Source organism: Phytohabitans houttuyneae (assembly GCF_011764425.1).
GTDB classification, from domain to species: domain Bacteria; phylum Actinomycetota; class Actinomycetes; order Mycobacteriales; family Micromonosporaceae; genus Phytohabitans; species Phytohabitans houttuyneae.
The window spans coordinates 468,108-481,669 of record NZ_BLPF01000002.1; the positions used below are offsets into that span (position 1 = coordinate 468,108).

At 68.3% G+C, this 13,562-nt stretch carries 8 protein-coding genes and 1 pseudogene; 6 read left to right on the plus strand and 3 right to left on the minus strand.

Translation table 11 applies throughout. The annotated features are described in order from the left end of the window. The first annotated feature begins 269 nt into the window (after window positions 1-269). Window positions 270-1,097 carry a PaaX family transcriptional regulator gene (locus tag Phou_RS25625; RefSeq protein ID WP_173064499.1) on the plus strand — a complete coding sequence of 276 codons (828 nt, stop codon included), beginning with the start codon at window positions 270-272 and terminating at the stop codon, window positions 1,095-1,097. A gap of 79 nt (window positions 1,098-1,176) precedes the next feature. On the opposite strand, the gene Phou_RS55625 is transcribed toward Phou_RS25625, so the two are convergent. Beyond that, complete coding sequence (locus Phou_RS55625; RefSeq protein WP_173059856.1) at window positions 1,177-3,432, minus strand: endo-1,4-beta-xylanase; 2,256 nt, start codon at window positions 3,430-3,432, stop codon at window positions 1,177-1,179. Between the two features lie 597 nt (window positions 3,433-4,029). Here Phou_RS55625 and arfA point away from each other — a divergent pair. Next, window positions 4,030-5,538 (plus strand): arabinosylfuranosidase ArfA, encoded by a 1,509-nt coding sequence (gene arfA / locus Phou_RS25635; protein WP_173059859.1) that lies wholly within the window; start codon window positions 4,030-4,032, stop codon window positions 5,536-5,538. A 61-nt stretch (window positions 5,539-5,599) separates the two neighbouring features. On the opposite strand, the pseudogene Phou_RS56080 reads toward arfA, so the two are convergent. Next, a pseudogene (locus tag Phou_RS56080) lies at window positions 5,600-6,940 on the minus strand (extracellular catalytic domain type 1 short-chain-length polyhydroxyalkanoate depolymerase). Between the two features lie 243 nt (window positions 6,941-7,183). Here Phou_RS56080 and Phou_RS25650 point away from each other — a divergent pair. Further along, entirely contained in the window at window positions 7,184-9,559 is a 2,376-nt protein-coding gene (locus Phou_RS25650) for an RICIN domain-containing protein (protein WP_173059862.1), read from the plus strand. 19 nt (window positions 9,560-9,578) lie between these two features. On the opposite strand, the gene Phou_RS25655 is transcribed toward Phou_RS25650, so the two are convergent. Next, complete coding sequence (locus tag Phou_RS25655) at window positions 9,579-10,349, minus strand: FadR/GntR family transcriptional regulator (RefSeq protein WP_173059865.1); 771 nt, start codon at window positions 10,347-10,349, stop codon at window positions 9,579-9,581. A 144-nt stretch (window positions 10,350-10,493) separates the two neighbouring features. On the opposite strand from Phou_RS25655, the gene Phou_RS25660 reads away from it, so the two are divergent. From Phou_RS25660 to Phou_RS25670, 3 genes are read left to right on the plus strand one after another with little or no spacing between them, the layout of a single operon-like run. Continuing rightward, entirely contained in the window at window positions 10,494-11,762 is a 1,269-nt protein-coding gene (locus tag Phou_RS25660; RefSeq protein WP_173059868.1) for an ABC transporter substrate-binding protein, read from the plus strand. Window positions 11,763-11,766: 4 nt separating this feature from the next. After that, window positions 11,767-12,735, plus strand: a complete 969-nt coding sequence (locus Phou_RS25665; RefSeq protein WP_173059871.1) for a carbohydrate ABC transporter permease — start codon at window positions 11,767-11,769, stop codon at window positions 12,733-12,735. Further along, entirely contained in the window at window positions 12,735-13,562 is an 828-nt protein-coding gene (locus Phou_RS25670) for a carbohydrate ABC transporter permease (RefSeq protein WP_173059874.1), read from the plus strand. Before Phou_RS25665 ends, Phou_RS25670 begins: the two co-directional genes overlap by 1 nt.

Genomic DNA, 13,562 nt, shown 5'->3' on the forward strand with positions numbered 1-13,562 from the left:
CCAACATCAGCGCCGGCCACGCCTTCGCCGCGCGCTTCGACGGCCGCGCCCGACGGTAAGGCCGTGGCGACCAACATGGCGGCGCCGACGGCGGCGGCCAAGGCGGCCGAAATCGCCACTGTTGACCTGCGACCTGCTGTCGTTATCAACGTTCCTCCCTTAGTTTGGTGCCAATAACCCATTGACAGCTATCGTTGCCGTACGGTAGGCGCTTTCGTGACGACCGTCAAGACAGTGCCGAACATCGATGCCGCTATCCTGGGTCGGTGATGTTGCCGGACAGCCAATCCACCGAGGTGCGGCCACAGACCCTGCTGCTCACCTTTCTCGGCAGGGCGGTCCTCGGACACGACATCGCGGTGTTCTCCGGCACCTACCTGACCGTGATGGACCGGCTGGGCGTCTCCGAGCAGGCCACCCGCTCCACGTTGAGCCGCATGGTGAGCCGCCAGCTGCTGACGCGTCACCGCCGCGGGCGCAAGATGTACTTCGGGCTCACCGCGCAAGCCGAGGCGGTGCTGACCGAGGGCGCCCAGCGGCTGTGGAAGGTGGGCGCCGTCAACCGCGATGCCGACGAGCACTGGACGCTGCTCGGCTTTTCGCTGCCGGAGTCCCGCCGCGACGAGCGGCACCTGCTCCGATCCCGGTTGCGCTGGGCCGGCTTCGGCCCGCTGCGCAGCGGCCTCTGGATCGCGCCCGGCACCGTCGACGTCACCGAGCTGCTGCCCGAGCAGGTGCGCGAGCACGTCCACGTGTTCCACGCCCGGGCGGCGGAACCCGCCGCGATCGACCAGATGATGCGCGACGCGTACGACCTGCCGGCGATAGCCGCGCGATACCAGCGGTTTCTGGACCACTGGGGCGCGCGGCGGCCGCACCCGGCCGCGGGAGACGACCTGACCCGCCAGCTGTGGCTGGTCAGCGAGTGGCTGCTCATCCTGCGTGACGACCCGCGGATACCGGTGCGGCACCTTCCGCGGGACTGGCCGGCCGAGGCCGCCGAGGCGCTCTTCCACCGATGCCACGAGCGCCTCTCGGGGCCAGCCCAGCAGATCCTCGACGAGATCCTCGACGCGGTCGAAATCCAAGAGCCATAACCCCAACCTCCAGATGGGGTGCCGACCTCGCCGGGCGATCGTCGCGGACGCGATCGAAGGCCCGGCGAGGTCTGTGCCGCTAACCGGCTGTGCAGGATCTGATCTGGGGTCGTGCGCTGCTGTTGCCGTTGAACATCGTGGTGAAGCCGAAGGAGTTGCCGGAGCCGTTGGAGCGCATGGTGAGCACGTAGCCGCTGCTGTCCCAGCTGGGTGTGCCGTTCCAGGTGGACGACATGCGCTGCGGCGCGGTGAGGGCGACGACCACGGTCCAGCTGCTGGCACCGCTGACGTTGACCGTGGTGTTGTAACGGTCGCCCCAGACCTGGCCCGGCGTGATGGTCGCGGTGCACGTGCCCGAGGGAGGCGGCGTCGTGACCGGAGGTGCCGTCGTGGGCGGAGGTGTGGTCGTGGGCGGCGGTGTGGTCGGGTCACTGGGCAGCAGCGGGCAGGTGCCGCGGTAGCCCTGGATGCCGCTGGAGTCCATCAGTGACGGGCACAGGAACTGGGTGTACCGGCTGTCGCTGTCGACGAAGGTCTTGATCCAGGGGATCAGGATCCGCATCTCGAGGCTGTTCGCCCGGGTCGGGAAGAGGTGGTCGGCGCCGACGAACTCCATGTAGGCGCTCTCCGTCGTCGCCGGCAGCGAGTTGTACAAGCCGGTGACGTAGGACGGCGTGACCACGGTGTCGTTCGTACCGGCGATCATCAAGGTCGGTACCCGCACGTTTGTCGGGTTTCCGGAGGGCTTGTAGGGTGCCAGCGCGACGGCCGCCTTCAGCGAGGAACGGTCGGTTGCCGCGACAAGCGCTCCGCCACCGCCCATGGAGTGCCCGACGACCGACAACCTGCTGGCGTCGATGCGGTCGCGCACGGAGCTGCGCTGGGTGAGGTAGTCGAGGGCGGCCAGCAGCTGGGCGCCGCGGGCGGTGTCGAAGTCGTTGGTGCTGTTGGTCTCGACCCCGATGACGACGAACCCGAAGGACGCCAGCCAGTGCCCCATCCACGCCTCTTCGACGGAGAAGCGGGCGGTGTATCCCGGCACGATGGCGACCGCGCCGAAGGTGCCCTGGCTCGTGTCGGTCGGGTAGTAGATCATCCCGCCGCCGAAGCCGTTTCCGGCGGCAACGCTCATCTCGGCGGTCGCGAACGTACCCCGGTTGGCCGACACGCTGGCGGCGGTGGGGTTGGGCCCGCGCTGGTACGGGTTGCCGCCGCCCGGAGGAGCGGAAGTGGGTGGCGCGCTGCTCGTGGGTGGCGGCGCGCTGCTGGTGGGCGGGTTCGACGGCGATGGGCTCACCGGTGTGCCGCCGGTGTTGAGCGCGTCGAGGGTGGACTGGTACGCGGCCTTCTTGTTGCCGCTGCCGTCGAAGAGCAGTGGCGTGCCGCTGGCGCGCCACGAGTCGGAGTCGCGGATGCCCCACACCGTGATGCCGGTGCAGCGTGCCACGGCGAGGCAGTCGTTGACGACGTTGCGGTACGTGTTGGCCTGCGTCGTGCCGGAGCCTTCGATGTCGAGCTCGGTGATCTGGACGTCGACGCCGAGGGCGGCGAAGCTGGACAGCGTCGTGCGGTAGTTGCTGGGGTACGGCGAGCCGCTGTTGAAGTGGGACTGCAGGCCGACGCAGTCGATCGGCACGCTGCGGTTTCTGAAGTCCTGGACCATGCGGTAGACGGCTTGGGTCTTGGCATCGTTCCAGTTGTCGGTGTTGTAGTCGTTGTAGCAGAGCTTGGCGTTGGGATCGGCCGCACGGGCGGCGCGGAAGGCGGCTTCGATCCAGTCGTTGCCGGTGCGCTGCAGGTTGGAGTCCCGGCGGGCGCCGCTGCCACCGTCAGCGAAGGCCTCGTTGACCACGTCCCAGGCGTAGATCCGGCCGCGGTAGTGGTTGGCGACCTGGGTGACGTGGTTGAGCATCGCGTTGCGCAGGCTGGTGCCGGACATGTTCTGCGCCCAGCCGGGCTGCTGGGAGTGCCAGGCCAGCGCGTGGCCGCGCATGCGGGCGCCGAACTGGTTGCAGCGGTTGACGATGTTGTCCGCGCTGCCGTAGCTGAAGTTGTTCTGGGAGGGCTCGGTCGCGTCCCACTTCATCTCGTTTTCCGCGGTGCACATGTTGAACTCGCGCGCCAGGATCGTCGAGTACGTGTTGTCACCGAGCCGGTTGGCGGCCACCGCCGTGCCGAAGTACCGCCCGGACTCGGCCGCCGCGGCGCCCAACGTGGTGCCCGCCTGCGCCGCCGTCGTCACCACCAACGTCGTCCCGGCCACCGCCAGCAGGCTGGCGGCGCCGGCCAGCGCCAATGCCAGGCGGTAGCGGGCAGGTCTCGTCTTGCCATCCATGACGTTCCTTCCGTCGATCGAAGTTATGCGGGTGTCTGCGCGGCGCGATCCCAGGTCTGCCCACTCCCTGGGTGCCGCGCACGGAACGGCCTATCGCGTTGTTAGCGTTAACGTCACTGGTGGTCGCCGCATCTGCCGCGCTTCGTCGAGGACTGTGCCGACCAGATGTGGCCGCAGGCCGGCGAAACTACCCCGCCGGACCTGCACACATGGACTGTGACCGATGTCGTGTGGAGCCGTCAAGACGTTCCGAAAATATTTCGGAAGGTTACGTAGCGATGGGATCTGGTGGCCCCGCACCCCGGACCGCCGGCTCGGCGCGGAGCGCGCTGATCACGCCCTGCACCAGGTGCTCCTGGATGGCCTACGATCCTGGGTAAATCGGTTCGGCTTGGCGGCCACGCGAAAACGGACGTGTCCGCGGCCAGGCGTGGCCCGGCCCGCAAACTGTTCCGGAAAGCTTGCGGAACGATTGACGGTTCAGGTGGTCGTTGGGGATACTCCGGACCGCCGGATGTTAACGCGAACCTGTGCGGCCATCGCGGACGCGCGGCGGCGCGCCGACAAGCGCCGCGGTGCTGCCAAAGGGAGCTGCTCATGACGAACGCCGCTGTGACGATCGACCGCAAGCTGCGCGTGGCGCCGGTGCGGCGCCGCCTGTTCGGGTCGTTCGTCGAGCATCTGGGCCGTTGCGTGTACACCGGAATCCACGAGCCGGGCCATCCCACCGCGGACGCGGAAGGCTTCCGTCGCGACGTCCTGGACCTGGTCCAGGAGCTGGGCGTCACCACGATCCGGTACCCGGGCGGTAACTTCGTGTCGTCCTACCGATGGGAGGACGGGGTCGGACCGGTGGCGCAGCGCCCGGTGCGGCTGGACCTCGCGTGGCACAGCACGGAGCCGAACACGGTGGGCGTCAACGAGTTCATGCGCTGGTGCCGGCTGGCCGGCGTCGAGCCCATGCTGGCGGTCAACCTCGGCACCCGGGGCATCCAGGAAGCGGTCGACCTGCTCGAGTACTGCAACATCGAGTCCGGGACCCACCTTTCCGACCTGCGCCGCGAGCACGGTGCCAAGGACGCCCACGACGTGCGCATGTGGTGCCTGGGCAACGAGATGGACGGGTCGTGGCAGGTGGGGCGCCGCACCGCGGTCGAGTACGGCCGGCTCGCCGCACAGACCGCACACGCGATGCGGCTTGTCGATCCCAAGCTGGAGCTGGTGGTCTGCGGCAGCTCCAGCTCGAGCATGTCCACCTTCGGCGCGTGGGAAGCGGACGTGCTGGCGGAGACCTACGACGAGGTCGACTACATCTCGGCGCACGCCTACTACGAGGAGCACGAGGGCGACACCGCGAGCTTCCTCGCCTCGGCCGTCGACATGGACTACTTCATCGACTCGGTCGTCGCCGCGGCGGATCTGGCGCGCGCGAAGAAGAAGGCCAAGAAGCGGATCGCGATCTCCTTCGACGAGTGGAACGTCTGGTACCTGTCGCGCACACCCGCGCAGATGCCCACCGCCTCCTGGCCCGTGGCACCGCGCCTGCTCGAAGACCGGTACTCCGTGGCGGACGCGGTCACGGTCGGCGGGCTGCTGATCTGCCTGCTACGGCACAGCGACCGGGTGCACGCCGCGTCGCTGGCTCAGCTGGTCAACGTCATCGCACCGATCATGACGGAGCCGGGCGGCCGCGCGTGGCGGCAGACCACGTTCCATCCCTTCGCCCTGACGGCCCGGTACGCCACCGGCGACGTCCTGGCCGTGCAGCCGACCTCGCCCCAGCAGGAGACCCGCCGGTACGGCGACGTGCCGGTCCTCGACGCGGTGGCCACGGTGGACGGAGATGGCCAGGTCGCGGTGTTCGCGGTCAACCGCTCTCCGGCCGAGCCGCTCACGCTCACCGTCGACGCCCGCTCGCTCGGCGAGACCCGGATCGTCGAGTGCGTCACGCTTTCCGACCCGGACATCTACCGGTTCAACACCGCCGACGAGCCCGATGCGGTCACGCCGCGACCCAATCGCAGCGCCCGGATGGAGCAAGGCCGTGTCGAGCTCGTGCTGCCCGCGGTTTCCTGGACCATGCTGCGCCTGTCGCCCGCGCGGTAGCGTCGAGTCCGGCGCGCGACACCCGCCCCGGTCATCGGGGCGGGTGTCGACAATGGATACCTCAGCTGGTGCAGGCCGCGCCGTTGAGCGTGAAGCGGGCCGGTGCCTGGTTCGTGCCGCTGTACGTCCCCTGGAACCCGAAGGTCACGCTGGCGCCGGGGGCGATCGTGGCGTTGTACGAGACGTTGCGGGCGGTGACGTCGGCGCCGGACTGGGTGACGGTGGCGTTCCACGCGTTTGTCACCCGCTGGTTGCCCGACCAGCTCCACTGGACCGTCCAGCCGTTGACCGCGCTGGCCGACGTGTTGGTGACGGTCACGTTGGCGGTGAAGCCGTTGTTCCAGGTGTTGGCGGTGTACCCGGCCCGGCAGGCGCCCACCGGCGGCGGGGTCGTCGGGGAGCGCTGGTTGGGGATTGCTGGTTGGGGAGCGCTCGTCGGGGTGTGGTCGGCGGCGTCGTCGGTGGCCGCGGGGTGTTGGTGGTCGGCGGTGGGCTGGTCGGGCCGCCGGTGATGCCGAAGAACTGGATGGCGGCCATGGCCATGCCGCTGGAGGGCAGGCTGTGGCCGGCGCCGTTGACCGCGATCGCCTCGACGAGCACGCTGCCGTTGGCGAGCCAGCGGCGGCGGTTCCAGTTGGCCTGGGGGTGTCGGTGGTCGACGGGGTGAGGCTCAGCCCGTGCACGTTGGTCCACTGGTCGACGGACTCCTGCAGCAGCTGGTACGGCACGAGAGTGTCCGCGGTGCCGTGCCAGAGCTGGATCGGTGGCCGCGGGCCGGTGTAGCCCGGGTAGGCCTGGCGGACCGCGTCACCCCACTGCTGGGGGTGCGGTCCATCCGGCCGCCGGTGCACTGGCTGGCGCCGGGCGGGTAGTCGGCGGCGTTGGCGAAGCAGTTGAAGGGCACGCCCATGAAGGAGGCGCCGGCTTTGAAAAGGTCGGGGTAGACGGCGAGCATGTGCTGGGTCATCATGCCGCCGGAAGAGCTACCGGTGGCGTAGACGCGGTTGGGATCGCCGCCGTAGGTCCGCTGGACGTAGCCGACCATTGAGGCGATCGACACCGGGTCGCTGCCGCCGCCGCGACGCTTCGAGGCGGCCGACCAGGTGTCGAAGCAGCGGCCGAAGCCGGCCTCCTGCATGGCACTGGGGTAGATGACGACGTACCCGTACCGGTCGGCGAGGGAGGCGAACTCGCTGCCGGAGTAGAAGCCGGGTCCGGAGCCGCCGCAGCCGTGCATCGCGACCACGATCGGCGGGTTGGCGGGGCGGTTGTCGGGGGCGTACACGTGCATGCGCATGCCACCCGGGTTGTCGCCGAAGTTGGTGACCTCGACCAGTGATGCCGCGGACGCGGGGGAGGGCAGGGCCAATCCGCCGGCGGCGGCGAGCGCGGCAGCGGCCATGGCGACGAGGGCGCCGCGCACGCCGGGCCGTCGCCATCCATTGACAGTCGTCATTTCATAGAAGTTAGTCACTGTTGTGTCGACCGTCAACAGAGTGCCCAACATCGAGGGTGTGCGCGAGCGGATGGATCGACGGTCCTCGCTTGACGAGGCGGGTGTCGCAACTTAGAGTGCGCTCTGATGACGTCATACGTCATATGAATCCTGGGGTCGCACCGCGCCTAACCCACGTGAGGAGAACCCATGTTCGTCACCTCGTCCTTCGCGGTGCGAAGGCGGGCGCTGGCCGCACTCGCCACAGCGGGAATGGCGGCCGCCACCGTGCTCACCTCCGCGACTCCCGCGCTCGCCGCTCCCACGACGCTCTACGCGTCGCCGGCCGGCAGCGGCACCGCCTGTTCAAGCGCGCAGCCGTGCTCGCTGACACAGGCGCAGACGACCGTGCGGTCGCTGAACGACGCCATGTCCGACGACATCGTGGTGCAACTGGCCGACGGCGTGTACCGGCTCTCGGCCCCGCTGCGGTTCACCGCCGACGACTCCGGCTCCAACGGGCGCACCGTCGTGTGGCAGGCCGCACCCTCGGCGCGTCCGGTGATCAGCGGTGCCCGGGCGGTCACCGGCTGGTCCCAGGTCGACGCGGGCCGCAACATCTGGCGGGCCAGCGTCCCCACCGGGATGGACGCGCGGCAGCTGTACGTCAACGGTGCCGTCGCCACTCGGGCGCGCACGCAGGTGAACCGGGCCGACTTCACCGCGTCCAGCACCGGGATGCGGTTTACCAGCAGTGCCCTGAGCTACCTCAACAACCTGGCCAACCAGAGCCGGGTCGAGATGGAGAGCGTCAACTCCTTCACCGACCGGTACTCGCCGGTGCAGAGCATCAGCGGAAACCTCATCACGATGCAGCAGCCGGCCTGGAACAACAACAACTTCGGCTACGACACCTTCACCAGCCCGCACCGGGCCGGTCCGCTGTACCTGACAAACGCGTACGAGTTCCTCGACGCGGCCGGGGAGTGGTACCTCAACCCCGGCGCCGGAGCGCTGTTCTACATCCCGCAGGCCGGGCAGAACATGAGCAGCGTCAGCGTGGAGCTGCCGGCACTGCAGTCGTTGGTGAGCGTGGGCGGCACGTACGGCGCGCCGGCGCACCACCTCACGTTCAGCGGGATCACCTTCACCGGTACGAGCTGGCTCGGGCCGAGCAGCAACCAGGGCTTCGTCGACCAGCAGACCGGCGCCTACATCGCGGGCAACTGGAGCTGGCCGAGCTTCACCTCGTGCCACAACGGCTGCCCGCAGTTCGAGGCGAGCAGGCCGAACTGGTCGCAGATGCCCGCCGCCGTCCAGGTCTCCGCCGCGAACACCATCACCTTCAGCGACTCCCAGTTTGTCAACCTCGGCCAGACCGCCGTGGGGATCGGCAACGACGCCAACGGGCACACCAGCGGTGTCGGCCTTGGCGCCAGCAACATCACGATCACCCGGTCGGAGATCGCCCGCAACTCGGCCGGCGGCATCGTGGTCGGCGGTGTGCGTGCCGACGCGCACCATCCCAGCGACCAGCGGATGGTCAACCGGGACATCACCGTCAGCAACAACCGCATCCACGACCTCGGCCTGGAGTACCGGGGAATCGTCTCGGTGCTGACCACCTACGTCACCAACGCCACCATCTCGCACAACGAGGTCTACAACATGCCGTACACCGGCATGTCGATCGGGTACGGCTGGGGCTCCAACGACGCCGGCGGCAGCAACCACTACGCCGACCGCGGCCTTTACAACTACCAGCCGCGCTACACCACGGCGACCACGGCGTCGAACAACCGGCTTGTCGGCAACTACGTGCACGACGTCATGCAACAGATGAACGACGGTGGCTGCATCTACACGCTGTCCGCGAACCCCGGTGCGGTGATCAGCGACAACTACTGCCTGCGGACCAACGGCTACTTCGGCGTCTACTTCGACGAGGGCTCCCGGTACTACACCGCGCGGAACAACGTCTTCTCCGCCATCGGCACCTGGGCCACCGCCAACTACTGGTTCGCCGAGAACATGGGCAACTTCACCGTGACAAACAACTGGACCACCAACTCCAGTACGAACGTGACGAACGGCGACCGCGGCAACGTCGTGAACAACAACGTCACGGTGACCAATGGAAACTGGCCCGCGGGTGCGCAGGCGGTGATGGCGGCCGCCGGGCCGCAAACCGGCACGCCGCAGGGCGGCGCGATCGTCGGTGTGCCGTCCGCCCGCTGCCTGGAGATCCCGAACAGCTCGACCACCAACGGCACGCAGGCCCAGCTGTGGGACTGCACCGGGGGCGCCAACCAGAGCTGGACCTACACCTCGGGCAAGCAGTTGATGGTGTACGGGAACAAGTGCCTGGACGCCAACGGGCAGGGCACCAGCAATGGCACGACGGCGATCATCTGGGACTGCAACGGGCAGGCGAACCAGCAGTGGAACGTCAACGCCAACGGCACGATCACCGGCGTGCACTCGGGGCTCTGCCTCGATGCCAGCGGCTACGGCACCGCCAACGGCACGAAGGTCCACCTGTGGTCCTGCCACGGCGGCACGAACCAGCAGTGGACCCGCCGGTGAGGGCGGGGTTGTGAAAGGGCTAGCGCTGCAGCCGGGTCGGCTCGCCCGGCCCGCTGCGGCGCACCACCCACGCCTCGGTGATGTGAGTGAACATCGCTTGGGCCGCGCCGTCGGGGTCGCGGGCGGCGATGCGCTCGTAGATGCGCCGATGCCCCTTGTTGGACGCCACGCACAGGGCGCGCTCGGTCCGGCCCATGTACCGGGCGGTGTTGACGACCTGGCTCTCCAGGGCGCGCACGACGGCTCGTGCGATGCGGTTGCCGGACGCCTGCATGACGGTGTCGTGGAAGGCGCGGTCGTGCTCGTGGTACGAGTCGGTGTCGTCGACGAGCTCGTCCATCCGGTCGACCAGGGCGCGCAGCTGCTGGATCGCCGCGTCGTCGGCCAGGCGGGCGGCCACGTTTGCCATGTCGGACTCCAGCACGCGGCGGGTCACGACAAGGTCGTCGAGGATCGCGAGGCTTTCGTCGTCGGCGATGGCGGCGCCCAGAACGAGCTCGTCCAGCATGTTCCACATCGCCGGCGGGTTGACGACGGTGCCAGTGCCCTGGCGCACCTGGACCAGTCCCTTTTCCTGGAGGACCTTCACCGCCTCCCGGACGACCGTGCGGCTCACCGAGAAGGTCTCGCAGAGCACCGGCTCCGGCGGCAGCGATGACCCCGAGGGATGGACTCCGCGGACGATGCGCTCCACGAGCTCGCTCGTCACCGCCGTGGCGAGGTTGGCCGGCCGCCTGGTCCAAGCGGGCGGAACGGAAACGCCCGCGACCGGCCGTGCTGCTGCCGTCATATCACCCTCCGTGGCTCGCGGCGTGACCACGAGCGCTCCTGACTATACGTCACTGTGTTGACGTCATACGTCATACGAGTTACGTTCCCGTGTGATCCTCCACCAACGGCCGGGCAGCCGGCCACCCCCGGGAGAGTGACAGCAATGAAGCAGCGAGCACTGTGGTCGGTGGTCCTGGTCGCGGGGCTGGCCTTGGCCGGCTGCGGTAGCGCCTCAGACTCGGACTCCTCGCCTGGTGGCTCGGACGGCAAGCTCGTCGTCTGGGACTGGAAGTCGGGCGACGTGTCCGCGGCCTCATACATCGAGAAGGCGAAGGCCGACTTCGCCAAGAAGCATTCCGGCGTGACGGTCGAGTTCGTCGCGCAGCCCTTCGAGCAGTACTACACGCTGCTCGGTGCGGCGATCCAGGCCGGCAAGGGGCCGGACGTCATGCTCTTCAACGGCGGCGGGCAGATCCGCGACAGGGTGGACGCGCTCCTGCCGCTTGACGAGTACATCGGCGATGACAAGCAACGGCTGGCCGGGTGGGAAGCCTTCACCAAGGACAGCAAGACGTACGCCGGCCCGGTGACCCTGCAAGGCCACCCGATCTACTACAACAAGTCGCTCTACCAGAAGGCGGGACTGGATCCCGAGCGCCCGGCCACCACCTGGAGCGAGTTCGTCGCCAACTGCGAGAAGATCGCGAAGGCGACCAAGGCCAAGTGCTTCGCACAGGGAAACAAGGAAGGCATCGGCATCCAGTTCTTCCTGTCCGGCCTCGGCTCGGGAATCCTCTCGCCGCAGGAGTACGACGACTGGATCGCCGGCAAGCGCAACTGGAACTCACCGGCCGTCAAACGCGTCTTCGCGCTCTGGAAAGAGGTAAACGACAAGGGTTTGAACAACGAAGGCGCCAACTCGACGGCGATGTTCAACGACGCGTTCGCGGTGTTCCAGTCCAGCAAGGCCGCACACGTCATCGGGCTGATGTCCGACATCGGGCACTGGAAGGACTTCGCTGAGTTTCTTGAGGCCGGCAACGTCGGCGTCATGAAGGCGCCGGTCGTGACGGCCGGGACCACGCCGAGCCTTCCCTACGACGGCGGCATCGGCTACGCGGTCGCGAAGTGGACCAAGGATCCGAAGGTCGCCGCCGACCTCGTGCGGTCGCTCACGTCCACGGAGGCACTGAAGGCGTTCTACGCCGACGCGGGCGCCATCGCCTCCGACAAGACGATCGACGTGTCGACAGCCGGACCGGCCGTCTCCACCATCGTGTCCGATCTCGACGGTGGAAAGCCGGCTCTGCACGTGGCCCTTTCCTCCAAGACGATCGAACTGATGGGCCGCCTGTCCCAGCAGCTGCTCAGCGGATCGGTCACCGTCGACAAGGCGGTGGAACAGCTGGCCGCGTCCGACCAGGCGGGTTGATCCAGTGCCGGTAAGCAGTTCATCGTCGGTCCGCCTCGCCGAGGCGGGGCGGACCGACGGGACGGCGTCGGCGGCGCGGGCGGCGACGAGCCGCCGCCGGCCCCGGGACGGCCGGCGCGCCGAACGCCTGGCTCCCTACGTCCTCGTCGCTCCGGCCCTACTCATCATCGTGGTGTTGCGGCTGTGGCCGCTGGCCCTGGGCGTCAACTTCTCCTTCACCGGCGACGGCGACCGCAACGGCACGAGCGTCGGGTTCGACAACTACTCCGAACTCCTGCAGGACCCGCTGTTTCGCACCGCGCTGCGCAACGTCGGACTGCTGGTCCTGCTGCTACCCATCGCCGTCGCGATCCCCGGGCTGCTCGCCACGTTCATCTACCTGCGCGTGCCCGGACACCGCGTCTTCCGGAGCGTCTACTTCTTCCCGGCCGTGCTGTCCCCGGTCATCGTCGGCGCCATCTTCAACCTGCTGCTCGCCTTCGACGGCCCGCTGAACACGGTGCTCGGCGGCGTCGGCATCCAGCCCGTCGACTGGCTGGGCAACCCGGATGTGGCCATCTTCGCCGTCGTCGGCGTGCACATCTGGGCGACGTTCGGCATGGCGCTGGTGGTGTTCCTTGCCGGGTTCGCGACGCTGGACGCCGCGCTGATGGACGCCGCCCGCGTCGACGGCGCCTCGCTGCCGCAGACGATCTGGCACGTCATCATCCCCGGCCTGTCCCGCACGATCCAGTTCGTCTTCGTCACCACGATGATCGGGATGCTCACCTCGATGTTCGGGCTGCTCTACATCATGACCAGCGGTGGACCGGAAGGGTCGACCTACCTGCCGGAGTACTACATCTGGTTCCAGCAGGGACATATGAACCGCCCCGCGCTGGCCTCGGCCGCGTCCACCGCGCTGTTCGTGATCATGCTGGTGGTGGGTCTGCTGCAGGTCAGCCTGCTGCGCCGCGCGGGAAGGGAAACCTGATGCCCCGCGCACGCCTGGGCCGGTGGCTCGTCGCGCTGCCGATGGCGGTCCTCGCCCTGGCCACGATCTACCCGCTGATGTTCACCGCCAACGTCGCCATGAAGACCCGCCGCGAGTACATCCTCGACCGGTTCTCCCTGACGAGCACGCTGCACTGGGAAAACCTCACCACGGCGTGGAACAGCGTCGGCATGGCGCGGTACTTCCTCAACTCGGTCATCGTGGTCACCTGCGCCGTGGTCCTGCTGCTGCTCATCGGCTCCATGGCCGGGTTCGCGCTGAGCCAGCTGCGCTTCCGCGGCTCGTCGGCGCTGTTTCTGGTGTGCCTCGCGGCGCTGTTCATCCCGTTCCAAGTGATCATGGTGCCGCTGGCCAGGATCATGGCGGACATCGGCCTGATCGACACCTACCCCGGGCTGATCCTCGCCTACGTCGCGCAGTTCCTGCCGTTCACCGTCTTCTTGATGACCACCTACTACCGGGCGGTGCCGGCGGAGATCATCGACGCGGCCCGGATCGACGGAAACTCGCCGTACGGCGTCTACCGGCGCATCATGCTGCCGATCGGTGCGCCCGCGCTGCTCTCGGTGGGCATCCTCAACGCGCTGTTCTGCTGGAACGACGTGCTCATCTCGCTGCTCATGATGCCGTCGGCCGACCATCGCACGCTCATGGTTGGCGTGACCTCACTGCGGGGCCAGTACTCCGACGACATCCCCACCTTCGCGGCCGGCGTCCTCATCGCCGCGGTGCCGGTCCTGGTGACCTACCTGTTCCTGCAGCGACAGATCGCCGACGGTGTGACCGCCGGCTCGACGAAGGGCTGA

Coding starts and splice junctions, on each gene's coding strand:
- Phou_RS25655 (WP_173059865.1), bottom strand. CDS start 10,349: ATGACGGCAGCAGCACGGCCGGTCGCGGGCGTTTCCGTTCCGCCCGCT.
- Phou_RS25670 (WP_173059874.1), top strand. CDS start 12,735: ATGCCCCGCGCACGCCTGGGCCGGTGGCTCGTCGCGCTGCCGATGGCG.
- Phou_RS55625 (WP_173059856.1), bottom strand. CDS start 3,432: ATGGATGGCAAGACGAGACCTGCCCGCTACCGCCTGGCATTGGCGCTG.
- Phou_RS25650 (WP_173059862.1), top strand. CDS start 7,184: ATGTTCGTCACCTCGTCCTTCGCGGTGCGAAGGCGGGCGCTGGCCGCA.
- arfA (WP_173059859.1), top strand. CDS start 4,030: ATGACGAACGCCGCTGTGACGATCGACCGCAAGCTGCGCGTGGCGCCG.
- Phou_RS25625 (WP_173064499.1), top strand. CDS start 270: ATGTTGCCGGACAGCCAATCCACCGAGGTGCGGCCACAGACCCTGCTG.
- Phou_RS25660 (WP_173059868.1), top strand. CDS start 10,494: ATGAAGCAGCGAGCACTGTGGTCGGTGGTCCTGGTCGCGGGGCTGGCC.